The sequence below is a fragment of the Micromonospora sp. BQ11 genome, from assembly GCF_052068135.1.
Taxonomy (GTDB): Bacteria; Actinomycetota; Actinomycetes; order Mycobacteriales; family Micromonosporaceae; genus Micromonospora.
In genome coordinates this window covers 61114-83226 of the sequence record NZ_JBQHDB010000006.1, presented here as the reverse complement: position 1 = coordinate 83226, position 22113 = coordinate 61114, and the positions used below count along the sequence as shown (strand labels likewise).

Here is a 22113-nt window from a genome sequence, read left to right as displayed (position 1 = left end):
GCGGTGGCGGTACCCGACCTGACCTTGACCGCGAGCCTGCGGCCGGCGGCGCTTGACGCCCGGCGCGGCATCGTCCGGCTGCACCCGGAGGTGCTCACCGCGCTCGGGCTGCGCACGGGCGACCCGGTCCGGCTGGCCGGCCGGCGGGTGAGCGCCGGCATCGTGGCGCCGGCCGAGCCGGGCGCCGGCACCGGCCTCCTGTACGCCGACGACCTGATGCTGGGCAACCTGGGCATCCGCGACGGCGGCGAGGTGAACGTCAGCCCGGTGCCGGTCACCGCCGCGCGCCGCGTGGTCCTCGCCGGGCCGCCGCCGGTCGTCGCGGTGGTCTCGCCGGAGATGCTGCGGCTCGCCCTGCTCGGCAAGGTGGTCACCGTCCGGGACGACGTGTCGTTGCTGCCGCAGGACGTGCTGCCGGACGCCTCGGTCCGCAGCCTCGTCGAGGCGGCACGGCGCAGCCTGTCCAACCGCGTCGGGTACGCCTGGACCAGCACCCTGCTCACCGTGGTCGCCGCCGAGCCGGACACCGCCGCCCTGGTCACCATGGACACCGTGGTGGCGTGGGAGCACGGCCCGGTCACCCACGGCTCCGGCGGTGTCCCGTCCGACGGCAGGGCGCACACGGCCGGCCCGGCCGGGACGTCGGCCCCGACACGGACCGCCGGCCCGCCGGGAGGTGGCGCCGCCACGACCGCCCGCCCCGGCGGCGGCCCGGCAACCCGTTCCCCAGCCGGCGGCGGGACGGCCCGGCCGGCGGAGCCGACGGGGGTGGACGACGCGCCGTCGGTGGACGAACTGCCCGGCCTTCGCGCCCAGGCCGAGGAGCTGACCGAACTGCTCGACCTCGGCTTCCACCATCGGGAGGTGCTGGGCCGGCTGGGCACGACGGTCTCACTCGGCGTCCTCGTCGACGGTCCGGCCGGTTCGGGCAAGTCCGCGCTGGTCCGCGCCGTGGCCGCCGGGGTCGGCGCGCGGGTCCGCCCGCTCTGGGCGCCCGAGCTGGCGGCGCTGACCAACGAGGCGGCGGCGCAGCGCCTGCGCGACGCCGCCGCCGACGTACGGGCGGACGGGCCGGCGGTGCTGCTGGTCACCGATGTGGAGGCGCTCGCCCCGGCGGACGAGCCCGGCCCGGTGGCGACGGTCTTCCGGCAGGTGCTCGCCGAGACCCTCCGCACGGGGGCGGCGGTGGTGTGCACCACCGGCCGTCCGGAGGCCGTCGACCCCGCGCTGCGGGCACCGGACCTGCTGTCGTTGCGGATCGGCGTACCGCTGCCGGACCCCGCGCTGCGGCGGGAGCAGTTGACGGTGCTGACCCGTCAGGTGCCGCTCGCCGAGGACGTGCGGCTGGACGAGGTCGCCGGCCGTACGCCCGGTTTCGTCGCCGCGGACCTGGCCGCGCTGGTCCGGGAGGCCGGCGTGCGCGCGGCGCTGCGGCAGAAGTCGGCGGAGCGGCCTACGGTGGCGATGGCGGACTTCACGGCGGCGCTGGAGGTGGTCCGCCCGACGACCATGGCGGCGTCCACCCTGGAACTGGCCCGGGTGACCCTCGACGACGTGGGTGACCTGATCGAGGTGAAGCAGACACTGACCGAGTCGGTGCTGTGGCCGCTGACGTACCCGGACACGTTCGCCCGGCTGGGCGTGCAGCCGCCCCGCGGGGTCCTGCTCTACGGGCCGCCCGGCTGCGGCAAGACCTACCTGGTGACCGCGCTCGCCGGCTCCGGCCGGGCCAACGTGCTGTCGGTCAAGGGCGCCGAGCTGCTGTCGAAGTGGGTGGGCGAGAGCGAGCGGGCCGTACGCGAGCTGTTCCGCCGCGCCCGGGAGGCGGCCCCCACGCTGATCTTTTTGGACGAGGTGGACGCCTTGGCGCCGGTACGCGGCCAGGCCACCGACGGCGGCACCACCGACCGGGTGGTCGCGTCGCTGCTCACCGAGCTGGACGGGATCGAGGCGCTGCGCAACGTGGTGGTGGTCGGTGCGACGAACCGGCCGGACCTGGTCGATCCGGCCCTGCTCCGACCGGGTCGGTTGGAGCGCCTGGTGTACGTGCCACCGCCGGACGGGCCGGCCCGCGCGGAGATCCTGCGCGCCGCGTCCCGGACCGTGCCGCTCGCCGACGACGTGGACCTCGCCGCCCTCGGTGAGGAGCTGGACGGCTTCTCGGCGGCGGACTGCGCGGCGCTGGTGCGGGAGGCCGCCCTCGCCGCGATGCGGGAGTCGCTGACCGCCACGACGGTCACCGCCGCGCACGTCGCGACGGCCCGGTCCCGGGTGCGCCCGTCCCTGGACCCGGGACAGGTCGCCTGGCTGGCCGCGTACGCGCAGACGCGGGGCTGACCCCGCTCAGTCGGTGGGCAGCAACGGGCCGAGCGGGCCCAGGTCCAGGTTGAGGTCCTCGGGTGACAGGCCGAAGTGGTCGCGGAGCAGCACCATCTGCTCGTCCAACGCCATCAGCGTGGCACCGATCCGCTCGATCTGGTCCTCGCTGAGGTCACCCAGGTCGACCCGGCGCAGCGCCTGCCGCTCCATCAGCTGCCGCAGCAGCTCCACGACCGTGAGCACCAGACTGGCCAGGCCGCGTTCGACGGAGTCCCGGTCGACGGCCAGTCGCCGGTCCAGCGGCGTGACGTGAGGCGCCTGCCACGTCGGCGCGCCGATCGCCGCCGCCAGTTCCGCGGCCTCGTCGCGGCGGTTCACCCCGACCCCGGTGGAAGCGGGACCACCCGGTCGGGCACCTCGGGCGCGGCCAGCGCGCCGACCGACGCCACCAGGGCGCGCAGCGACACCCGGACCAGGTCGACGTCGGCGATGGCGATGGTGATGTCGCCGGAGATCACCACGCCGGTGGCCAGCACCCGGTCGAGCAGGTCCACCAGGGACACCGGTCGGGCGGCCAGCGGGTCGTCGGCGCTGCTCGGCGCCAGCGTGGTCACCGCCATGCCGGCCTCCGTGCCGCGGTCGGAGCCGGTTCCCGGACCGCGTGCGCCGGCTCCGTCGCCGGTTCCTCCACCACGAAGGAGTACGCCGGCCACGGGCCGGTCGGCTCCAACCGGATCTCCGGGTGCCGGTCGGCGATCGTCCGCAGCAGCGCGGCGAAGCCGTCCACGCCGGTCCGGTCGAGCAGGTACGCGCCGTTGAGCACCATCGCGCTCGCCGCGCCGGAGAGCCGACGGTCCTGGGGGGCGTGCCGACGGGCGGCGACGGCGTGCCCGGCGAGGGCCTCGTGCACCCCGGCGGCCGCCTCCGCGGAGATCCGCTGCCCCTCCTCGCGGGCGGTCAACTGGGCCCGGCGCCGCCGTAGGTATGCCGCGCCGGCCCCGCCTCCCCCGGTGGGCGCGGCCTCGACGCGGGGGGTCGCGCCGGCCACCACGTACCCCTTGACGCCCCACTCCTCGCGGCCGTCGAGCCGGTCGAGGGTGGCCGTCAGCTCGGCACGCCGTTCGACCAGAACCCGGGCGAGGTGTTCGTCGTCGCGGTGCACGGTGGCCAGTCGCGCCGGCACCACCGCACCGGCCCGGGACAGGCCGTCGACCACCGCGTGGTGCACCCGCGCGGTCCGTTCCAGCCACGGCAGGTCCTCCAGGTTGCGACGCAGCGCCTCCTCGCCGTACCCGCTCAGCGGCACGCCGCTCACCACGGCGGCCAGTCCGGCCGCCCGCACCGCGTGGACGGGAGTGCCGTCCAGGCCGACGGTCGCGGCCAGCGTTCCCGGTGCCACGTCCCGGACCACGCCGTGCAGCCAGGCACCCGTGCCCGGCTCGGCGCCGGTGGTCAGCGGTTCAGCCGTCGCACTCATCCCACTCCTCCCTCGCGGCGGCCCGCCGGGCGATCCGGGTCCGACGCTCCGCCTCCACCTGCTCCGGGTCCCGGGGACCCGGCTCCACCGGAGGGCTGGCCCGGGAGCTGAGCCACGGGTCGTGCTCCCACCAGTCGATGCCGATCTGCCGCGCGGTGTCCACCGAGGCGATGACGAGCCGCAGCTTGAGCGTCAGCAGTTCGATGTCGAGCAGGCTCACCCGGATGTCACCGGCGATCACGATGCCCCGGTCGAGCACCCGTTCCAGGATGTCGCCGAGGTTGGCCGGCTCGTGGCCGGCGGGCAGGACCTGCCCCGAGTTCTGCACCACCGAGGGCTGCACGGACACCTCACCCCACCTCGCCCTTCCCACGCTGGTAGCGACGCACGCGGCGGTAGCCGAGCAGGCCCCCCTCGACGTCCAGCTCCACCTCGTACAGGCCGAGCAGGTCCGTCGAGGCGGGGATGCGGTGGTCCTCGACCACCTCCACCCCGACGACCCAGCCGTCCCGGACCGACCGCAGCGAGGTGGTTCCCACCGGGTCCCGGCCGGTCAGCTCCACGACCTGCCGCAGCCCCTCGCGGGCGGCCTCGGCCGCCGACACCGGCTCCAGGTACTCGTCCTCGTCGTCGTACCGGTCGTCGTCGGGGTTCGCCGGTCCGTTCTGGCGGCCCCTACCGCCGTCGCCGCGGATCAGCTGCGTCATGGCCCTCACCTCCCACACCGCCGTCGCGTGCCCGTCCGGTGTTTCCTCGTCGTTCCTTCTCCGGTCCGGCCACCCGCCGCCGTGCCGTCCCCGCCCGGCGGCCGGCACCCGCCCCGGGCGCCGGCCGCCGGGCGCCGCCGGTCAGCCGGTCCAGCACCTGCTGCTGCCCCCGGTCGCGCTCGGCCGGGGTGATGTCGCCGGCCGCCGCCGCCGCGTCCAGCTCCTCCAGCTCCCGGCGTACGTTCGCCGGGTCGAACTGGCGGGACTCCGCCTCCCGTGCGATCACCTTGACCACCGCCGTCAGCCCCCGCACGGGTGCGTACGGCAGGGTCAGCAGCGCCCACAGGATGTCCACCGGATCAGCCCGCGAGCTGGTGGGCGCCGACGAAGTCGTACGGGGCCAGCGGGCCGAGCAGACGCGTCCGGATCAGCTTCTGGCGCTGGTCGGCGTACTCCTCCACCGCGCCGATGAACTCGTCCTCGCGGTCCCGCTCCACCAGGAAGGCGGCGTTCGCCGCGTCCAGCTCGTTGCTCGGCGGCCGGGGTGCCGCCGCGACGGCCAGGGGCGAGAGCAGGTCCAGCACGTGCCGGTTCTCCGCCTCCCGCGCCAGCTCCACCGCCTGGCTGATCATCTCGCCCAGCCGGATGCGCTGCTCCCGGCTCGTCACCTCCGGCTGACCCTTCACCTGGTCGGCGAGGTCGGCGGCGGCGGGGTTGTCGGCCAGGATGCCGGCGATCAGCGTCGCCTCGTCGAACCGGGCGTGCACCGTGTACTGGATCCGTCCCTCCAACTCGTCGAGCGCGTCGGCGAACCGGTCGTGGTGGGCGTCGAGCAGGTCCACCACGGCGTCCGACCCGGTCACCACGGTGCCGAACCGCACCGGCAGGATCGGCGCCACCGCCACCGTGCCGTCGAGGAGTTCCTGGTACGCGGTGAGGTCGGCGGGCCGTCCGAGCGGCCCTTCGAGGGGCACCTCGCTCACCAGCGCCGCGAGTTCACCGTGGCGGACCGCCGTGACCTCCCCCGGCGGGTCGCCGACCCCGGGTGCGTCCGGGGTCGGCTCCACGTCGGAGGGCACGATGCCGTAGACGAACAGTCCGGTCTCCTCGGCCACGTCAGCGCTCCTCGTCCCGTCGCCGCCGGGGACGGTCCCGATCGCGGTCCCGTTCCCGGTCGCGACCGCCGGAGCCGAGTTCGCCGACGGCGTCCTTGACGGCACCGCCGATGGCGCCGACCGTGCTGCCGAGCCCGGAGACCGCCTTGCCGGCACCGATTGCCCCGGTCGCACCGTCGAGCAGGTCCGGCAGGCCCTTCTGGTCCTTCGGGGTGATGTCGAAGCGGTCGACCGCCTCGGCGAACCGCAGGTACGTCTCCACACTGGCGATGACGATCCGGGCGTTGATCTCCAGGAGCTGGATGCCGACCACCGCGACCGACACCTGGGCGTCGATCACCACGCCCTTGTCCAGGACGGTCTCCACCACGTCGGCCAGATTCGAGCCGGCGCCACCCCGCTCGAGGGCGCCGCCGGCCGGGCTGCTGCTCGTCGCGACGGTCACTGGTCGCGCTCCTCACGTCGACGGCGGACCACCGGGCGGCGCGGCGCCTCCGGGGCACGACGGGACCGGGGCTCCTCCCGGGGACGCGGCTCCTCGCGGGGCTGGGGCCGACGGGCCCGCTCCGGAGCGCGGCGACGCGGCGGGGCCGGCTCCTCCTCGGGCTCCTCCTCGTCGTACCCCTCGTCGTAGTCCTCGCCCTCGTCGTACTCGTCGTACTCGTCCTCGGCGGGTCGACGGCGCGCGGGCGGCCGGCGGCGGCCGCGCTCGGCGGGCCGGCGCTCCTCCGCCTCGGGCTCCTCCGGCTCCCCGGCCGCGCCCTGTTCGGCCCGCTCGCGGGCCTCCTGCTCCTCGCGGAGGGCGGTCTCGTGGTCCTTGACCACCCGGGAGTCCTCGATCTCGCCACGCCAGCCCTCGACCGAGTCGTGGTCGAGCGCGGTCGTGGTCATCACGTGGCGGACGAAGTGCTTCAGCTCCAGCCGGGCCCGCCGGCCCTGGGCGCGCCACAGGTTGCCGGTGTGCTCGAAGAGGCCCTGCGGGTGGTACTCCAGCACCACCAGGATCCGGGTCAGGTCGGGCGACAGCTCGTGGAAGCTGACGGTGCCGTCGACCGAACCCTTCTCGCCCTTGGACCGCCAGTGGATCAGCTTGTCCGGGATCTGCCGGACGATCGTCGACTCCCACGTCCGGTGCGACCAGAAGACCTGCGCCTTCCAGGTCATCTTCTCGTCGGAGTCGTTCTCGGCCTGCTCGACCTTCTTCATGAAGCTGGGGAAGTCGCCGAACTGGGTCCACTGGTTGTACGCGACCCGGACGGGGACCCCGACCTCGATCGTCTCGACGATGTTGGTGACCTTCTGCTTCTTGCCACCGCCACCCTTGCCGCCCTTGCCCCGTCCGAAGGCCGCCATCACCTTCTCCTTACCGCCGGCCATCCCGGCATGGAGCATCGCCTTCACCGGTGACTCGCCGTGGGCGAGCTTCTGCGCGCCGGTCGCCGCGGCGAGCAACCCCGGTCCGCCGCCCTGCTGGGCGTACTCGCTGAGGCGGTCGGTGGCGCCGGTGATCCGCTCGGTCACCACGTGGACGGCGCGTTCGCCGATCGCGTGCGCCAGGTTGCGTACCTCGCCGGCGATCTGCGTCCGGACCCGGTCGCCGAGTCCACCCGTGTTCGGTGCCATGGTCACCGCCCCCGCTGCTCGTCGTCGGTGCCGGCGCCCTCGGGCCGGTCGTCGCCGGATTCCTGGTCACCCTCGTTCCGCTGCCCGGCACCGCCCTCGTTCCGCTGTTCGGTACCGCCGCCCTCGTTCCGCTGCCCGGCGCCGCCGCCCTTGCGGCGCAGCGCGTCGGCGGAACCCCGCAGCTTTCCGCCGACCGCGTCGATGCCGCTGCCGGCGGCGGCGTTGGCGGCGGCCTTGGACGCCGAGACGAGGGGGCCACCGAGCCGACCGAGGTTGCTCAGTTGCGGGGACGAGTGCAGCAGCTTCGACCCGGCGTTCAGCAGCCCGCCGGAGGTGTGGCTGGCCCGGCCGGCCGCGACGGCAGCCGCCAGCACCAGCGCCTTGCGCAGCTTCCGCCGACGCCCGAGCAGATATCCGGCACCCACCGCGAGCGAGATTCGCGCTCCGTTGTTCATCAATTCTCCTTCGCTCCCCGGTGGCAGAGGCACCTGACCGGTGCGCGGCCGGGAAAGCAGCCACCGGGGAAAAGCAAGAATGGCCCGCGATCAGATGCCCGCCATGAGCGGACCCGGCAGGCAGTACCCGGCGAAAAGTGCGCGAAACATATCCGCTGTGCGTGGGCTCAGTATTGAGAGCCGCAGTCAACGCTGCCGCGATACGGACGTTCAAGCCGTCCTGAGCAGCGTGAACACCAGAGAGGAACGAAGGAGGAAAAAGCGCTCAGAGGGCGGGCGGCGTCGAATCGAGACAGATCTCGGCGCGGACCTTGCCGCCATCTTCACGCAATTTCGCGCCACACTTCTCCAGCACCTTCAGGGCCCCGTAATTGTCCGGGGTGGTGTCCGCGACCACCAGTCGCATACCGGCGCCGGCCGCCTCGTTCAGCAACTCGCGCAGCGCCGCCGGACCGATGCCCTGGCCCCGGGCGGACCGACCGAGCCACATGCCGGTCTCCGCCGTGCCCGGCTCGTCACACCGGGTCATCCTGATCATGCCGACCACCTCGCCGCCGGACAGGATCGCGTACATCCGGGTCCGGGTCGGCCCGTCCAGACCGCCGAAGCTGGCCCGGTGGAACTCGCGGAACGCCTCCCGGCGGGCGAGCGACCAGCCGGCCGGAGCCTCCACCGGCGGCATCACATCGCCGGGCTCCGCCTCGGCAGCCGCTACGGAGAGCAACGGCTCCAGGTTCCCCTCGTTCACCGGCTCCAGCCGGACCGCACGCGTCACGTGCCGCAGTCTGCCGCCCCCACCGGCCCGAGTCCACCCCAATGGGCGGCGAGTGGCGGTCCGGCGGCGGGTATCAGCCGGTCGGCCCGCATGGTGTTCCGCCTCACGCTCCGCTGTCACCGCCCCTATCGGTGTCGAACTCGCAGAGCACCACCGAGGCGTCGTCGACCGCCTTGTGGCGACGGAGACGGCCGGCGTGGTCCCGCTCGGCGGCCCGGACGCGCCCGACCAGCGCCTCCGGCCCCTCGTGCGTGACCACATCCAGCAGCCCGGCCCAGTCGAGGAGGCCGAACTGGTCGACCACCGCCGACGCGCCGTCACTGAGCAGGGCCGCGCGGCGTAGCGCACCGGGCCCGCGCAGCGGCACCGTCCCCGTCAACCCGTGGTACGCGGCGTCCGGATCCGCCGCCGCCACCCAGTAGCCGTGGGTACGGTTCATCCGCTGCCGCTGGAGGCTCACCGCGTGCCGGAACCGTGCGGCCGGATCGTTCGGGTCGACCGGAATCGTCGCGGCGATCGCCCGCAGGTCCGCCATCGCGGCGTCGAGGCGGTCGTCGGCCACCACCGTCACCCGGTCACCGGTGTCCAGCACCAGCGGGCTGTCGCAGAGCACCAGCCAGTCCACCTGGTCGCCGCCGTCGCGCAGCAGGCAGACCGTGCTCGACGGGGTGCCGGGGTGGTCCAGGTCGCACACACCGCCGTGGTCGGCGCGTACCGCCAGGATCGCCGCCGCCAGGTTGCTGACCAGGGTCGCCGCCGGTCGGGCCGCCTCGGCCACCGCGAGCCGGGCGGCGAGGTGCCGCACGTACCAGGACGGCCCGTGCACGCAGCCGGTGTCGAAGCCCTCCGGGACCGTCGCCCCGTCGAGAACCCCCACCAGCGGGCCGACCTGGAAGACGACGTCCTCGTTGAGCGTACGGCCCGGAGCCGGCACCGACGCGGAGCGGACCCGCATCGTCCGGACCACCGCCGACCGTCGGGGCTCGTCCACCGCCTCCGGCGCGCGGTAGCCCACCGGCGACCCGGCCGGGTCGGTCACTCCCATGGCCGCACCCTCCCTCCCCGTCCGCCGGTCCGCGGCCGGACGGCTCGCCTACCCACGTGGGCGCGGCGCATGCTCGTCGCGTCCCGGGCACGGCACATCGACTCAACCCTCGGTGGTCTCACGCTCACGAGCTGTAGCGTCGGCAGCGGCGGTCTGCGGGCCGCACCCGGGTGGGACCGTCCGTCGCGACAGGGGGATCGCACGATGTTGAAGCGCTTGCACGAGGCCGGAGTGAGGGCCGAACACGCGTACGTGGCCGGGTTCGCCAGCATCGGCCTGTCGTTCACCAGCTGGTTCCTCTCCAAGCACCTGGAGAGGGCGGGCGTGGCGAGGGCCGACCGCTGGGGGATCTTCATCGGAGAGTGGGCACCGACGTTCTTCGCCATCGGCAACGGGCTGCAGATGTACGAGAAGCGCTGACGCTCAACGCCGGCGGTTGCGGGCCCGCGACGAGCGCAGCCGGCGCAGTCGACCGACCAGCACCGGCTCGGCGGCCAGCGCGGCGGGATTGTCGAGGAGCCCGTTGAGCAGTTGGTAGTAGCGGGTGGCCGAGAGGTCGAACCGGTCCCGGATGGCCTGCTCCTTCGCACCGGCGTGCCGCCACCACTGCTGCTCGAAGTCCAGGATGTCGCGTTCTCGGTCGGTCAGTCCCGCCGACGGCTCGGCCACGGCGGGGGTGGCGACCACCTCGGCGCTCGTCGCGTCCGGTTCGGCGGTGCCGCCCGCGGGCGTGGACTCGGGGGCGGGCGTGGACTCGGGAGCCGGCGTGGACTCGGGCGCGGAGCGGGGCGTGGGGACCGACGGCTCGGTGCGGACCGGGGCGGCGTCGGGTTGCATGGCGCTCCTCGCGAGGGCGGGCGGCGGCACGGTGACGCCCACCCGGGAACCCCACCCTAACCAGGGCCCCTCCGAACCGCATCCGCCCGTCCGGGCCGGCGTGGACCGTGACGTCTCAGCGGCACGTCGGCCGGCGTGTCGTACCGCCGATGCGTCACCGATCGTCGGTCCCCCGGCGGCGGTGGCGGGTGTCCGGAGGGCCGGGGAGGGCCGTCCGGACACCCGCACCGGTCAGGCGACGTCGCGGCGGCGCATGGCCCAGAGGGCCGCCCCGAGGATGATGACCGCCCCGACACCGAGCAGCACCGACGACTGCTGCCAGGTGATCGCCAGGGTCTCCGGCTTGCACTCACCGAAGTAGGTCGCCTGGCAGGAGTCCCAGTTCTCCAGGACGATCTCCTTCTGCATCCACGCGACGGCGTACGTCGGCAGCAGCCACGCCGCGGCGAACTTGACGCCGGCCAGCTCCAGCATGATGCCCAGGCCGAACTGGCCGACCACCATCAGGGCGACCACCCCGCCGAGCGCCATCGCGGTGTGCCGCCCGAGCGACGCCAGCCCGAAGCCGACCGCCGTCAGGACCACCGCGAGCGCGACGCCGCGCAGGCCGGTCAGGGCGAAGGACTGCCAGGCGCCGGACGTCATCTTCTCGGTGGTGCCGCGCAGGGTGGCGACCAGCCAGAAGCTGCCGAACCACAGCGCCGTCGTGGTCACGGCCAAGGCGAGCAGGCCGGTGAGCAGCGCCGCCAGCTTCGTCAGGAGTACGGTGAGCCGGTTCGGCCGCCACAGCAGCAGGTTCATCATGCCGCCGGTGCTCCACTCGGCCCCCACGAAGGAGGCGCCGACGATGAACCCGACGAGAGCCAGGATCGCGGCGAGCGGCAGCAGTGTGCCGCCGAAGTCCTTCCGGAAGTCGAAGGTGGACGGCAGGAACCACTGCGCCTCGATGGCCTCCCGTGGCGGTGGCGTGATCGCCGAGCAGTCGTCCGGGTAACGGCCGGGCTCGGCGTTGCCGCTCTTCTTGGCCGCCTCGCACGCGACGACCTCCTGCTCGGCCCAGCGCACCTGCTCCTGGTACTGCTGCTCCGCCCTCCGCTCGGCGCCCGCGAGCGCGTCGGCGTCGATCTTCTCGTTGGTGGCGAAGGTCCCGATGACGATGGCGGCGAGCACGAGCAGCCCGAGAACCGACATCCAGCGGGTGAAGCGCCGCTTGGTGAGCCGGCGCAGCTCCGTACGGTAGAGACTCACGCGCCCCAACCTCCCCCGGTGCCGCCGGACTGGCCCGGCTCACCGACCTTCGTGGACTGGTCGACCTGCCGGTGCTGGCCGGGAACCGGCGCGGTGGCGGTCAGTTCGAGGAAGACGCTTTCCAGGTCGACCGCGACCGGGGCCAGTTCGCTGACGTACAGGCCCTGCTCGGCGAGGAGCCGGGTCACCGTCGCCGGCTTGTCGACGCCGGTGAGCATCAGGTGGTCCGGCTGCCCGCTGACGCGGATGCCGGCCCGGGTCAGCGTCTCGGCCGCCGTCGGCAGGTCGGTGACCGCCTCCAGGCGGATCCGGACCGCGCCGGAGGAGTGCTGCGCGAGCACCTCCTCGACCGGGCCGAACGCGACGCGGCGGCCGAGCGAGATGATCGTGACCGAGTCGCAGATGAGCTGGATCTCGCCGAGGATGTGGCTGGACAGCACCACCGTCATGCCGGAGGCGGCGAGGTCGCGCATCAGCGAGCGCATCTCCCGGATGCCGCCCGGGTCGAGACCGTTGGCCGGCTCGTCGAGGATCAGCAGCTTCGGGTTCTTCAGCAGCGCCGACGCGACCGCGAGCCGCTGCTTCATGCCGAGCGAGTACGTCTTGACCCGCTCTCCGGCCCGGTCCCGCAGACCGACCAGTTCCAGCACCTCGTCGACCCGCGTGGCGGGCACCTCGCCGGCGCCGGCCAGCAGGGACAGGGTGTCCCGGGCGGTGAAGTGCGGGAAGAACTGCGGGCTCTCCACGATCGCACCGACCTGGCCGGCGACCGTGGGCAGCGCCGCCGGCACCTCGTGGCCGAGGATCGCCATCCGCCCGCCGTCGGGGCGGATCAGGCCGAGCAGGGTCCGCAGGGTGGTCGTCTTGCCGGATCCGTTGGGGCCGAGGAAGCCGTGCACCTGCCCGGCCTCGACCCGCATGTCGAAACCGTCGAGCGCGTTGCGGGTTCCGCGCCGACGGCTCTTGTACGTCTTGCGTAGACCTTCGATCTCCAGGACAGCTGGCAAGCTGCACCTCCCCCGATGGTGTGGGTGACGCCAGACACCATACGCGGTATACGTCGGAGGGCAATACCCGGTATGCATGGACACGCCGGGGTCGCGTGTTAAGCGGGGGCCCTTCCTCGACACGAGGCGTTAAGCGGGGGCCCTTCCTTACACCTCAGGCGCAGATGACGTGGACTCCGGCGGCGCGGAACGCCTCGACCAGATCGGGCGCGGCCCCGGAGTCGGTGACCAGCGTCTCCACCCGGTCCACGGGGCAGATCCGGGCGAAGGCATGGCCGCCGAGCTTCGAGGAGTCGGCGATGATGACCACCCGCTTGGCCCGGGCGACCATCAGGTTGTTCATCGCCGCCTCGCCCTCGTGGTGGGCGGCGGCGCCGAGCTGCGGGTCGATGGCGTCCACACCGAGCAGGGCCACGTCCAGGGTGACCTCGCGCAGCAGCGCACCGCCCAGCGGGCCGACCAGCTCGAACGACTTGGGGCGGACCACACCGCCGGCCACCACCACCTTCATCCGCGAGCGGACCAGCAGTTCGTTGGCGATGTTCAGGGCGTTGGTGACGACGGTGAGCTGGGCTCCCTCGGCGCTGGTGTTCAGGTCCGGACGGACCGCCAGGGCGCGCGCGACCTCGGTGCTCGTGGTGCCACCGTTGAGGCCGACCACGGTGCCCGGGGACACCAGCGCGGCGGCGGCGGCGCCGATCCGCTGCTTCTCCGCCGAGTGCTTCGCGGTCTTGTAGCGCAGCGGCAGGTCGTAGGAGACGCCGTTGGCGACCGCGCCGCCCCGGGTGCGGGTGATCATCTGCTGCTGGGCGAGCTGGTCGAAGTCACGCCGGATGGTGGCCTGGGAGACGTCCAGCCGCCCGGCGGCCTCCTCGACGCTGACCCGGCCGTTGTCGGTCAGCATCTCGAGCAGGGCGTTCCATCTGGCGTACCGGTCCACCCAGGCCCTCCCAATTACTGCACGGTCGGTGATTGATTGCGTGCACAGTAGTGCGCGAAACTACGAGTGCGCAAAACCCTGACCTGCGCGGTCGCGCGGCCGGTTGCCACCGGCCCCGGGCATCGCGCAGAATGGCGCGCGAAAGACGGGTCAAACGAGCCGTATTGCGCAGCGCTCCCCTGCGGAGGAGAGTTTCTCATGTCGTACGTCGACGCGGAGATCGCGAGCCAACCCGACTGCTGGCGGGAGGCGGCGCGCCTGGCCGCCACCGTCGGCACGCACCTCCCGCGCCCGGGGGAGCGGGTCGCCGTCGTGGGGTGCGGCACGTCCTGGTTCATGGCGATGGCGTACGCGGCCCGCCGCGAGGCCGCCGGCCAGGGCGAGACCGACGCCTTCCAGGCATCCGAGTTCCCCGCCGGCCGCCGCTACGACCGCCTCGTCGCGATCACCCGCTCCGGCACCACCACCGAGGTCACCGAGCTGCTCGCCGCGCTGCGCGGACAGGTGCCCACCACCGTCCTGGTCGGCGACCCCGCCTCGCCTGCCGTGGAGCTGGCCGACGCCGCGGTGACCATGCCCTTCGCCGACGAGCGCTCGGTGGTGCAGACCCGCTTCGCCACGACCGCGCTGGCCCTGCTCCGCGCCCACCTCGGGGACAACATCGCCGCTCTCTCCGCCGACGCCGAGGTGGCCGTGCGGGCCCCGCTGCCGATCGACCCGACCACCATCGAGCAGGTCACCTTCCTCGGTCGCGGGTGGACGGTGGGCCTGGCCCACGAGGCCGCGCTGAAGTGCCGTGAGGCGGCCACCTTCTGGGCCGAGGCGTACCCGGCGATGGACTACCGGCACGGCCCGATCGCGGTCGCCGCTCCCGGCCGGCTGGTGTGGGCGTTCGGCGAGCTGCCCGAGGGTCTGCCGGAGGACGTGACGGCGACCGGCGCGGCGTTCGTGCACAGCCGCACCCACGGCTGCCGCACCGTGCTCGGCAGCTGGTCCGCCGGACGTACGCCGGTCGACCCGATGGCCGACCTGATCCTCGCCCAGCGCTTCGCCGTCGCCCTGGCCACCAGCCGCCGGCTCGACCCGGACGCGCCGCGCCACCTGACCCGTTCCGTGGTACTCGCGTGACCGATCTCGTCGTCGCGCTCGACGTCGGCGGCACCGGGATGAAGTGCGCCCTGGTCCGCCCGGACGGCACCGCCGTGCACACCGAGCGACACCCCACCGACGCCGGACGCGGTCCGGACGCCGTGGTCGACACGATTCTGGAGGTCGCCGAAGGGCTGGCCGGCAAGGCCCGCGCGGAGGGACACACGCCGGTGGCGGTCGGCGTCGCCGTACCGGGCGTCGTCGACGAGGCCGCCGGGGTGGCGGTCTGGTCGGCGAACGTGGGCTTCCGGGACGTACCCCTGCGGGACCTGGTGGGCGCGCGGCTCGGCCTGCCGGCGGCGCTCGGCCACGACGTACGCGCCGGCGGTCTCGCCGAGGCCCGCCTGGGCGCCGGACGCGACGCCGGCCACGTGCTCTTCATCGCGATCGGCACCGGCATCGCCGCCGCCCACATCGTCGGCGGGGCGGCCGTCACCGGCGCGCACGGCGCCGCCGGGGAGATCGGCCACATCCTGGTACGCCCCGACGGCCCCCGCTGCGGCTGCGGCCGGCCCGGCTGCCTGGAGGCGGTCGCGTCCGCCTCGGCGATCGGCCGCCGCTACTCGGAGCTGGCCGGTGCCGCGGTGACCGCCGCCGAGGTGGCCGAGCGGGCCGCGGCCGGCGAGGAGCTGGCCGGACGGGTGTGGCGGGAGGCCGTCGAGGCGTTGGCCGACGGGCTCGCCACCGGCCAGGCCCTCTTCGACGTGGAGACCGTCGTCGTCGGCGGTGGCCTGATCCGGGCCGGTGCCCAGTTGCTCGACCCGCTGCGGGCGGCCGTGCACGAGCGGATGACGTTCCACCGGGAACCACGCCTGGTCGCGGCGGCCCTCGGCGACGAGGCGGGCTGTCTCGGCGCGGCCCTGCTCGCCCTCGACAGTTAAGGAGACGTGATGGCCCCTCGGGTCAACGGCAAGGTGGTGACCCCGACCGGTGTGATCCGGCAGGGCTGCGTGGAGCTGGACGGCGACCGGATCAGCGCGGTCGCCGAGTACCCGTCGGTGCGCGACGGCCACTGGATCCTCCCCGGCTTCGTGGACATCCACACCCACGGCGGGGGCGGACACACCTTCACCACCGGCGACGCCGAGCAGGCCCGCGCGGCCGCCGGCTTCCACCTGCGGCACGGCACCACCACCCTGCTGGCCAGCCTGGTCAGTTCGCCGTTCGCGCTGATGCGCGACGCCACCGCCGCGTACGCGCCGCTGGTCCGCGAGGGCGTGCTCGCCGGGATCCACTTCGAGGGGCCGTACCTGTCGGCGGCGCGCTGCGGGGCGCAGAACCCCGAGTTCCTCCGCGACCCGTCGACCGACGAGCTGACCGAGCTGATCGAGCTCGGCGACGGCGCGGTCCGCATGGTCACGCTGGCCCCCGAGCGGGACGGCGCGCTGGAGGCGGTCAAGCTGTTGACCGGCCGCGGCGTGGTGGCCGCCGTCGGGCACACCGACGCCACGTACGACCAGACCCGCGCCGCCGTGGCGGCCGGCGCGAGCGTCGGCACCCACCTGTTCAACGGGATGCGCCCGGTGCACCACCGCGAGCCCGGCCCGGTCGTGGCGCTGCTCTCCGCCCCGAACGTCGTGTGCGAACTGGTCGCCGACGGGGTGCACCTGCACGACGGCATGCTGGCCTTCGCCAGCACGACCGCCGGTCCCGAGCGGACCGCGCTGATCACCGACGCGATGGCCGCCGCCGGCATGCCCGACGGGGAGTACGAGCTGGGTGGCCAGGCGGTGTCCGTCGCCGACGGGGTGGCCCGGCTGTCCCGCGACGGCGCGATCGCCGGCAGCACCCTGACCATGGACGCGGCGCTGCGGCACGCGGTCGACGCCGGCATCCCGATCGCCGACGCGGCCCGGATGGTGGCGACCACCCCGGCCCGCGCGATCGGGCTCGGCGACCGGCTCGGCGCACTCCAGATCGGGCTCCGCGCCGACCTGGTGGTGCTGGACGACGAGCTGAACGTGGTCCGGGTGATGCGTGGCGGTTCCTGGGTGGAGTGACCGGGGGGCTCTGGAGGACCAGGGTCGTTCGGATCCTGTCGAGCTGATGTCGTCAGTGACTCACTGCCGGAACCGGCGGCGTCGACGCCGCCCGGCCAGTCGTGTGATTCATCCAGGACCTCAGCTCGACAGGACGCACGACGTCATGCCGACCCCAGCGGCCGAGGCCGCGCCGCACCGACGAGGCCGCGCCGCCGACGGTGCCGGGTCAGCCGGTGGCGGCGGGGACCTCGACGCCGAGCACAGCCTGCTCGTCGGGGCGGTGCGCGAGCACGTTCGACAGGTACGACTGCACGGCCGGCGCCATCCCCACGTCCCGGCCGGCCTGCTCGGAGAGCAGCCACTTGTGCTCGATGATCTGCGCGAAGATCTCCTGCGGCTCCAGCTTCCGGCGCAGGTTCGCGGGGACCGCCCGGACGACCGGCTCGAAGACCTCGGTCAGCCAGCGGTGGGCAGCCTGCTGCTCGTCGGTCAGGTCGCTCTCGGCCCGGTACGCGTCGAGGTCGTTGAGCAGCCGCCGGGCCTGGTTCTCCTCGGCGTCAAGGCCGGTGAGCCGGAGCAGCCGCCGGGTGTGGTAGCCGGCGTCGACCACCTTCGGGCGGACCAGGTAGCGCCCGTTGTCGATGGTCGACATGGCCACCTCGGCGACGTCGAAGCCCATCTCGTTGAGGCGGCGGATGCGGCCCTCGATGTCGTGCCGGGCTTCCCGCTCGACCTGCTGCTCGTAGGTGATCTCGTGCCAGAGCCGCTCGTAGCGCTGCACGACCTCCTCGCAGACCACCTCCGGGTCGATCGACTCGTGCAGCAGGCCGGCGGCCTGCAGGTCGAGCGCCTCGCCGAAGATGTTGACCCGGGCGATCTCCAGGTCCTCGCCGCGCTGCCCGTTCGACAGCGAGCTGTGCAGCGCGCCGGTCTCCGCGTCGACCAGGTACGCGGCGAACGCGCCGGCGTCCCGGCGGAACAGCGTGTTCGACAGCGAGCAGTCACCCCAGAAGAAGCCGGTCAGGTGCATCCGCACGAGCAGCGCGGCCAGTGCGTCGAGCAGCCGCTGCATCGTCTCCGGGCGCAACGTGTGCGAGAACAGGGCCCGGTACGGCAGGGAGAACTGGAGGTGCCGGGTGATCAGCACCGACTCGAGGGGAACACCTGCGTCGGTCTGCCGGTCGGCGACGATCGCCACCGCCTCCACCGACGGGAAGTCGATCCGCTCCAGCGCGCGCAGCAGGTCGTACTCCCGCTCGGCGATCCGCTCGCGGGTCTCCTTGAACGCGTACACGTAGTCGCCGAGGCGCACGAAGCGGACGATGTGCCGCGAGATGCCCTGCGGCAGCGCCACCAGGTGGTGCGCAGGCCACTCCTCCAGCGGGGTCGACCAGGGGAGGTCGAGCAGCGCCGGGTCGACGAGGGCCGAGGTGATCCGCACGCGGACAAGTGTGACGGTTGTCCCCGTAGAGCGCCGCTTTTCGTGGCTGGGCACACAGGGCCCTCGGCCCGTCCCGGTCGGGCCTCGCGGGTGGCCGGTAGCGTGTTCGCGTGCGGGAAACCACGACGGTACGGCCGAAGCCCCTGCTCCGGCCCGTCCGCCCGGCCGGCTGGTGGTTCGACGCCCTGCTGCTCGCCGGGCTGGTGGGGCTCACCGTCGCTCTCGCCGACGGTCACCTCTTCGGCCTCGACCGCGCGGTCGCCGACTGGTCCGACGCGCACCGCCCCGGGGTGGCGTACTGGGTCGCCCGGATCCTCAACTACCTCGGGCAGGGCACCCCGCTGACGCTGATCGCCGCCGGATTGGGTGTGCTGCTGGCGGTCCGGCTCCGGTCGGTCCGCCCGCTGCTGCCGCCGGTCGTGGCGTTCGGCTTCACCTACCTGACGATCGGCCCGCTCAAGGTGTGGACGGCCCGGCCGGCGCCCAGCGCCGCCACCCGCGAGCCGTTCCTGCCGGCGGAGCAGACCCTCCCGCTCTTCCAGGACGACCTGCCGCTGCGCTTCGCCCAGTCCTACCCGTCCGGGCACGTCGCCAACGCGATCGTCTGGTACGGGGTCATCGCCCTGCTGCTCGCCCCGTTGCTGCGCGGCTACGGGCGCACGATGCCGCCCCGGCTGGTGACCGTGGTCCGGATCGTCCCGCCGCTCGTGGTGCTCTGCACGACGACCTACCTGGGCTGGCACTGGCTGACCGACTCGGTGGCCGGGCTGCTGCTCGGCCTCCTGCTGGACCGGCTGCTGCACCGGGCGCCCTGGGACGACCTGCCGCTGCCGAGGGCGCTCGGCCGCTGGAACCGGCCGTTCACGTCGTACCCCTAGGGTCCTCGGTCGTGGAGCAACTGGCACGCCGGCTCGGCGTACACGACGCGGTCGTCATCGGTCTGGGCGCGATGCTCGGCGCGGGCGTCTTCGTGGTCTTCGCCCCCGCCGCAGCGGCGGCCGGAGGTGTCGGGCTGCTGGCGGCGCTGGCGCTGGCCGGCTTCGTCGCCTTCTGCAACGCGACCAGTTCGGCGCGGCTCGCCGCCCGCTACCCGGAGTCCGGCGGCACGTACGTCTACGGGCGGGAACGCCTCGGCCCGTTCGCCGGTTTCCTGGCCGGCTGGGGGTTCGTGGTCGGCAAGACGGCGAGCTGCGCGGCGATGGCGCTGACCATCGGGGCGTACCTGTGGCCGGACCAGGCCCGGCTCGTCGCGGTCGCCGCCGTCGTCGCGGTGACCGCGGTGAACCTGCGCGGCGTCGCGAAGACCGCGACCGCCACGCGCGTCCTGGTGGTGGTCGTGCTCGCGGTGCTGGCGCTGGTCGCGGTGGCCGGCGCGGCCGGCGGCGCCTTCTCCCTCGACCGGATCGACGGGCCCGGCGGCTCTCCCCGGGGCGTCCTCACGGCGGCGGGCCTGCTCTTCTTCGCCTTCGCCGGGTACGCGCGGATCGCCACCCTCGGCGAGGAGGTCCGCGACCCGTCGCGCACGATCCCCCGCGCGGTGCCGGTGGCGCTCGGCATCGTGCTGGCGATCTACCTGACGCTGGCCGTCATCGCCCTCGGCGTCCTCGGGCCGGCGGGGCTGGCCGGGTCCGTCGCGCCCCTGGCCGACGTGGTGAGCGCCGCCGGGCTGCCCGGCCTGGCCTGGGTGGTCCGGGCCGGGGCGGCCGTCGCGGTCACCGGGGTGCTGCTCTCCCTGGTGGCCGGTGTCGGTCGCACCACCCTGGCGATGGCCCGCCGCCGTGACCTGCCCGGGACGCTGGACGCCGTGCATCCCGTCCACCGGGTGCCGCACCGGGCCGAGCTGGCGGTGGCCGCCGTGGTGGTCGTCGTGGTCCTGCTCGGCGACGTGCGGGACGCGATCGGCTTCTCCAGCGTGACGGTGCTGGTCTACTACGCGATCACCAATGCGTCCGCGCTGACTCTCGGGCGGGAGCCGGAGCGGAAGCTGCCGGTCCAGGCGCTGGCCGCGCTCGGGCTGGCCGGGTGCCTGCTGCTCGCGGTCAACCTGCCGCTGTCGAGCGTGCTGGGCGGGTTCGGGGTGCTGGCCGTCGGCGCGGCCGGCTACGCCCTGCGCCGGCGATCCTGACGCTCAGTCCTCCGCCTCGCGCGGCACCGGCGTGCCGGCCGGGCGAGGCGGTGTGACCACCGGGCGCGGGGACGCGCCGGGCGGCGGAGGGGGCTCCGGCGGGGCGGCCTCCCGCAGCAGGGCGTTCAGGCCGGCCCGCCGGGCCACCACCGTCAGCCGGTCACCGGCGACGATCACCAGGCGCCGGTCGGGCGACCAGTCGTACTTCTGGCCGGCGCGGGCGTGCGCGAGCAGTCGTACGCTCTCCGGTCGGTCCACCGCCGCGAGCGCCCGACCGTCCAGTGCCGACCCCGCCGCCACCGGAACCTCGGTGACCAGGAGCGCGTGCCGGCCCACCGGGATGGTGGCGAGTACCGCCCGGTCCAGCAGCGCGGCGACGAACGAGGGTGCGGCCAGGTAGGACACGCTGCGCGAGATGCCGATGCCGAAGGCCCGCTGGATGCGTTCGGCGAAGTCGCCGTCGAAGAGGCGCAGCACCACCCGCAGCTCGTCGGTGAGGGCCCGGCCGTTGAGGGCGGCCCGCAGGTTGGCGCCGTCGTCGGTCGACACCACCACCAGCGCCTGGCAGCTCTCGACCGACGCCACCCGCAGCGTCTCCTCCCGGGCCGCGTCCCCCACCACGACCGGTACGCCGAGCCGCCGGGCCAACGGCACGCCCCGCGCGTTCGGGTCCTTGTCGATCGCCACCACCTCGACGCCGAAGTCGCAGAGCTGGGCCATCACCCGCATGCCGATGTTGCCCAGGCCGACCACCACCACGTGCCCGGAGCGCTCCGGCAGGATGCGGCCCGTGTGCAGGGCGAGCCGCGCGTTGACGATGCCGTCGACGACCACCGCCGTGATCAGGGGGATCAGCGCGAGCCCGGCCAGATTGAGCACCACCTGCATGACCTGCTGGGCCACCGGCTTGCCCGGTTCCGGATCCTGCCCGCTCAACGTGGTGACCAGCGTCAGGTAGAGCGCCTGGCCCAGACTCACGTGTGCGGTGCCCGCGTACAGGCCACCGAGGGCGGCGATCACCGCGAGCAGGACGAGCACCGCTATGCCGATCTTGCGGGTGGCGAAGGTGCGGACCGCGCGGACCAGCATTGCGACCGGACGACGCCGGCGGCGGGCCCGGCGCAACCGACGCGCGGCCACCTCCGTGCCCGGGGGCGCGCCGGTGGCCTCGGCGAGCACCACGTCCGCGTCGCCCTCGTCGGCCGGGAGCACCCGGACCGCCTGCGGGTCCCGGGTGTCGGCCACCCCGCACACCACGTCGCCGGGGCGTACGTCGTCCCGCTCGGCGACGTACAGGGTGCGTCCGCCGTGCCGGAAGTGGGTCGGGGCGACCTCCCCGAGGGCGGCGGCCACGAACGCCGGCGCGGCCATCGACGCGTCCGACAGCACCGCCGAGTCGGGGAAGATCTGGCGGACCCCGTTCGCCAGGCCGGTGTTGAACATCCGCACCACCAGGCGCAGCCGAGGCTCGACCTCCTGCGCGCACAGGGCGGCGTGCATGTTGCCCACGTCGTCCTGGTGCAGCAGGGCGAGCCCGTCGGCCCCGGTCAGGCCGGCACGGCGGAACGTCGCCTCGTCCAGCCGGTCGGCGCGGACCACCTCGACGCCCTCGATGTCCCGCCCGTCCGGGCTGTCCGTACGCCGGCGCTCGGGCACCACCAGGGTGATCCGGATCCCGCCGGACTGCACCTCGGTCGCGAGCAGGGCCTTGACCACCCAGTACGCCAGGGCGTCGTGGCCGCAGACCACGTAGTGCGCCCGGACGTCGCCGTTGGCGCGGAGCCGACGGCCGGCCCGCCGCGCACGATCGAGCAGGGGCTCCGCCATGTGCCGCATGGTAGTCACCCGGTCGCAACGCGCGCTGCCCC

General features: G+C 74.1%; 25 protein-coding genes. 7 read left to right on the top strand and 18 right to left on the bottom strand.

Annotated elements, in window-relative coordinates:
• Window positions 1-3: 3 nt before the first annotated feature.
• Window positions 4-2337 (top strand): AAA family ATPase, encoded by a 2334-nt coding sequence (locus ACTMSW_RS14625; protein WP_441181153.1) that lies wholly within the window; start codon window positions 4-6, stop codon window positions 2335-2337.
• Between the two features lie 6 nt (window positions 2338-2343).
• On the opposite strand, the gene ACTMSW_RS14620 is transcribed toward ACTMSW_RS14625, so the two are convergent.
• The 12 genes from ACTMSW_RS14620 to ACTMSW_RS14565 form a co-directional block, all read right to left on the bottom strand.
• Complete coding sequence (locus ACTMSW_RS14620) at window positions 2344-2697, bottom strand: gas vesicle protein K (RefSeq protein WP_441181152.1); 354 nt, start codon at window positions 2695-2697, stop codon at window positions 2344-2346.
• Window positions 2694-2939 (bottom strand): gas vesicle protein, encoded by a 246-nt coding sequence (locus ACTMSW_RS14615; protein ID WP_441181151.1) that lies wholly within the window; start codon window positions 2937-2939, stop codon window positions 2694-2696. Before ACTMSW_RS14615 ends, ACTMSW_RS14620 begins: the two co-directional genes overlap by 4 nt.
• Complete coding sequence (locus tag ACTMSW_RS14610) at window positions 2930-3796, bottom strand: GvpL/GvpF family gas vesicle protein (RefSeq protein ID WP_441181150.1); 867 nt, start codon at window positions 3794-3796, stop codon at window positions 2930-2932. The genes ACTMSW_RS14615 and ACTMSW_RS14610 overlap by 10 nt, the downstream gene beginning before the upstream one ends.
• Window positions 3780-4145, bottom strand: a complete 366-nt coding sequence (gene gvpJ, locus ACTMSW_RS14605; RefSeq protein ID WP_441181149.1) for a gas vesicle protein GvpJ — start codon at window positions 4143-4145, stop codon at window positions 3780-3782. Before gvpJ (ACTMSW_RS14605) ends, ACTMSW_RS14610 begins: the two co-directional genes overlap by 17 nt.
• Window position 4146: 1 nt before the next feature.
• Window positions 4147-4503 (bottom strand): gas vesicle protein GvpO, encoded by a 357-nt coding sequence (gene gvpO / locus ACTMSW_RS14600; protein ID WP_441181148.1) that lies wholly within the window; start codon window positions 4501-4503, stop codon window positions 4147-4149.
• The gene (locus ACTMSW_RS14595; protein ID WP_441181147.1) at window positions 4472-4858 is read right to left on the bottom strand and encodes a gas vesicle protein GvpG; all 387 of its coding nucleotides are present in this window, start codon (window positions 4856-4858) and stop codon (window positions 4472-4474) included. The genes gvpO and ACTMSW_RS14595 overlap by 32 nt, the downstream gene beginning before the upstream one ends.
• 4 nt (window positions 4859-4862) lie before the next feature.
• On the bottom strand, window positions 4863-5618 hold the full coding sequence (locus ACTMSW_RS14590) for a GvpL/GvpF family gas vesicle protein (protein WP_441181146.1): 756 nt from the start codon (window positions 5616-5618) through the stop codon (window positions 4863-4865).
• 1 nt (window position 5619) lies between these two features.
• The gene (gene gvpJ / locus ACTMSW_RS14585) at window positions 5620-6063 is read right to left on the bottom strand and encodes a gas vesicle protein GvpJ (protein WP_441181145.1); all 444 of its coding nucleotides are present in this window, start codon (window positions 6061-6063) and stop codon (window positions 5620-5622) included.
• Window positions 6060-7241, bottom strand: coding sequence for an SRPBCC family protein (locus ACTMSW_RS14580; RefSeq protein WP_441181443.1), 1182 nt, complete (start codon window positions 7239-7241; stop codon window positions 6060-6062). Before ACTMSW_RS14580 ends, gvpJ (ACTMSW_RS14585) begins: the two co-directional genes overlap by 4 nt.
• Window positions 7242-7243: 2 nt before the next feature.
• Complete coding sequence (locus ACTMSW_RS14575) at window positions 7244-7696, bottom strand: hypothetical protein (RefSeq protein ID WP_441181144.1); 453 nt, start codon at window positions 7694-7696, stop codon at window positions 7244-7246.
• A gap of 265 nt (window positions 7697-7961) precedes the next feature.
• Window positions 7962-8471, bottom strand: a complete 510-nt coding sequence (locus ACTMSW_RS14570; RefSeq protein ID WP_441181143.1) for a GNAT family N-acetyltransferase — start codon at window positions 8469-8471, stop codon at window positions 7962-7964.
• A 103-nt stretch (window positions 8472-8574) separates the two neighbouring features.
• A complete protein-coding gene (locus tag ACTMSW_RS14565) occupies window positions 8575-9426 on the bottom strand; it encodes a hypothetical protein (protein WP_441181442.1) in 852 nt (283 codons plus the stop codon).
• Window positions 9427-9720: 294 nt separating this feature from the next.
• On the opposite strand from ACTMSW_RS14565, the gene ACTMSW_RS14560 reads away from it, so the two are divergent.
• Window positions 9721-9936: a hypothetical protein gene (locus ACTMSW_RS14560; protein ID WP_441181142.1), complete on the top strand. Its 216-nt coding sequence runs from the start codon at window positions 9721-9723 to the stop codon at window positions 9934-9936.
• A gap of 3 nt (window positions 9937-9939) precedes the next feature.
• Here the strand turns inward: ACTMSW_RS14560 and ACTMSW_RS14555 are convergent, their stop codons facing one another.
• The 4 genes from ACTMSW_RS14555 to ACTMSW_RS14540 all read right to left on the bottom strand — a co-directional run bounded on the left by ACTMSW_RS14555 (window position 9940) and on the right by ACTMSW_RS14540 (window position 13548).
• Window positions 9940-10353 (bottom strand): DUF3263 domain-containing protein, encoded by a 414-nt coding sequence (locus ACTMSW_RS14555; protein ID WP_441181141.1) that lies wholly within the window; start codon window positions 10351-10353, stop codon window positions 9940-9942.
• Between the two features lie 231 nt (window positions 10354-10584).
• The gene (locus ACTMSW_RS14550; RefSeq protein WP_441181140.1) at window positions 10585-11601 is read right to left on the bottom strand and encodes an ABC transporter permease subunit; all 1017 of its coding nucleotides are present in this window, start codon (window positions 11599-11601) and stop codon (window positions 10585-10587) included.
• On the bottom strand, window positions 11598-12608 hold the full coding sequence (locus ACTMSW_RS14545; protein WP_441181139.1) for an ABC transporter ATP-binding protein: 1011 nt from the start codon (window positions 12606-12608) through the stop codon (window positions 11598-11600). Before ACTMSW_RS14545 ends, ACTMSW_RS14550 begins: the two co-directional genes overlap by 4 nt.
• Window positions 12609-12762: 154 nt before the next feature.
• Complete coding sequence (locus ACTMSW_RS14540) at window positions 12763-13548, bottom strand: DeoR/GlpR family DNA-binding transcription regulator (protein ID WP_441181138.1); 786 nt, start codon at window positions 13546-13548, stop codon at window positions 12763-12765.
• Window positions 13549-13746: 198 nt separating this feature from the next.
• On the opposite strand from ACTMSW_RS14540, the gene ACTMSW_RS14535 reads away from it, so the two are divergent.
• Genes ACTMSW_RS14535 through nagA form a run of 3 tightly spaced genes read left to right on the top strand, consistent with a single transcriptional unit; the run spans window position 13747 to window position 16697 of the window.
• Complete coding sequence (locus tag ACTMSW_RS14535) at window positions 13747-14676, top strand: SIS domain-containing protein (protein ID WP_441181137.1); 930 nt, start codon at window positions 13747-13749, stop codon at window positions 14674-14676.
• Window positions 14673-15578 (top strand): ROK family protein, encoded by a 906-nt coding sequence (locus tag ACTMSW_RS14530; protein WP_441181136.1) that lies wholly within the window; start codon window positions 14673-14675, stop codon window positions 15576-15578. The genes ACTMSW_RS14535 and ACTMSW_RS14530 overlap by 4 nt, the downstream gene beginning before the upstream one ends.
• 9 nt (window positions 15579-15587) lie before the next feature.
• Window positions 15588-16697, top strand: coding sequence for an N-acetylglucosamine-6-phosphate deacetylase (nagA, locus tag ACTMSW_RS14525; protein ID WP_441181135.1), 1110 nt, complete (start codon window positions 15588-15590; stop codon window positions 16695-16697).
• Between the two features lie 208 nt (window positions 16698-16905).
• On the opposite strand, the gene ACTMSW_RS14520 is transcribed toward nagA, so the two are convergent.
• The gene (locus ACTMSW_RS14520) at window positions 16906-18120 is read right to left on the bottom strand and encodes a DUF4032 domain-containing protein (protein WP_441181134.1); all 1215 of its coding nucleotides are present in this window, start codon (window positions 18118-18120) and stop codon (window positions 16906-16908) included.
• 110 nt (window positions 18121-18230) lie between these two features.
• On the opposite strand from ACTMSW_RS14520, the gene ACTMSW_RS14515 reads away from it, so the two are divergent.
• Both ACTMSW_RS14515 and ACTMSW_RS14510 read left to right on the top strand, forming a co-directional pair.
• Window positions 18231-18998 (top strand): phosphatase PAP2 family protein, encoded by a 768-nt coding sequence (locus ACTMSW_RS14515; protein ID WP_441181133.1) that lies wholly within the window; start codon window positions 18231-18233, stop codon window positions 18996-18998.
• 11 nt (window positions 18999-19009) lie between these two features.
• Window positions 19010-20245 (top strand): APC family permease, encoded by a 1236-nt coding sequence (locus ACTMSW_RS14510; protein WP_441181132.1) that lies wholly within the window; start codon window positions 19010-19012, stop codon window positions 20243-20245.
• Window positions 20246-20248: 3 nt separating this feature from the next.
• On the opposite strand, the gene ACTMSW_RS14505 is transcribed toward ACTMSW_RS14510, so the two are convergent.
• Window positions 20249-22081, bottom strand: coding sequence for an NAD-binding protein (locus tag ACTMSW_RS14505; RefSeq protein ID WP_441181131.1), 1833 nt, complete (start codon window positions 22079-22081; stop codon window positions 20249-20251).
• Window positions 22082-22113 lie beyond the last annotated feature (32 nt).

What these genes read in the sequence shown, in the direction of transcription:
- ACTMSW_RS14615 (WP_441181151.1), bottom strand. Translation starts at nt 2,939, where the DNA reads ATGGCGGTGACCACGCTGGCGCCGAGCAGCGCCGACGACCCGCTGGCC.
- ACTMSW_RS14610 (WP_441181150.1), bottom strand. Translation starts at nt 3,796, where the DNA reads ATGAGTGCGACGGCTGAACCGCTGACCACCGGCGCCGAGCCGGGCACG.
- gvpO (WP_441181148.1), bottom strand. Translation starts at nt 4,503, where the DNA reads ATGACGCAGCTGATCCGCGGCGACGGCGGTAGGGGCCGCCAGAACGGA.
- ACTMSW_RS14580 (WP_441181443.1), bottom strand. Translation starts at nt 7,241, where the DNA reads ATGGCACCGAACACGGGTGGACTCGGCGACCGGGTCCGGACGCAGATC.
- ACTMSW_RS14575 (WP_441181144.1), bottom strand. Translation starts at nt 7,696, where the DNA reads ATGAACAACGGAGCGCGAATCTCGCTCGCGGTGGGTGCCGGATATCTG.
- ACTMSW_RS14565 (WP_441181442.1), bottom strand. Translation starts at nt 9,426, where the DNA reads ATGCGGGTCCGCTCCGCGTCGGTGCCGGCTCCGGGCCGTACGCTCAAC.
- ACTMSW_RS14560 (WP_441181142.1), top strand. Translation starts at nt 9,721, where the DNA reads ATGTTGAAGCGCTTGCACGAGGCCGGAGTGAGGGCCGAACACGCGTAC.
- ACTMSW_RS14555 (WP_441181141.1), bottom strand. Translation starts at nt 10,353, where the DNA reads ATGCAACCCGACGCCGCCCCGGTCCGCACCGAGCCGTCGGTCCCCACG.
- ACTMSW_RS14535 (WP_441181137.1), top strand. Translation starts at nt 13,747, where the DNA reads ATGTCGTACGTCGACGCGGAGATCGCGAGCCAACCCGACTGCTGGCGG.
- nagA (WP_441181135.1), top strand. Translation starts at nt 15,588, where the DNA reads ATGGCCCCTCGGGTCAACGGCAAGGTGGTGACCCCGACCGGTGTGATC.
- ACTMSW_RS14505 (WP_441181131.1), bottom strand. Translation starts at nt 22,081, where the DNA reads ATGCGGCACATGGCGGAGCCCCTGCTCGATCGTGCGCGGCGGGCCGGC.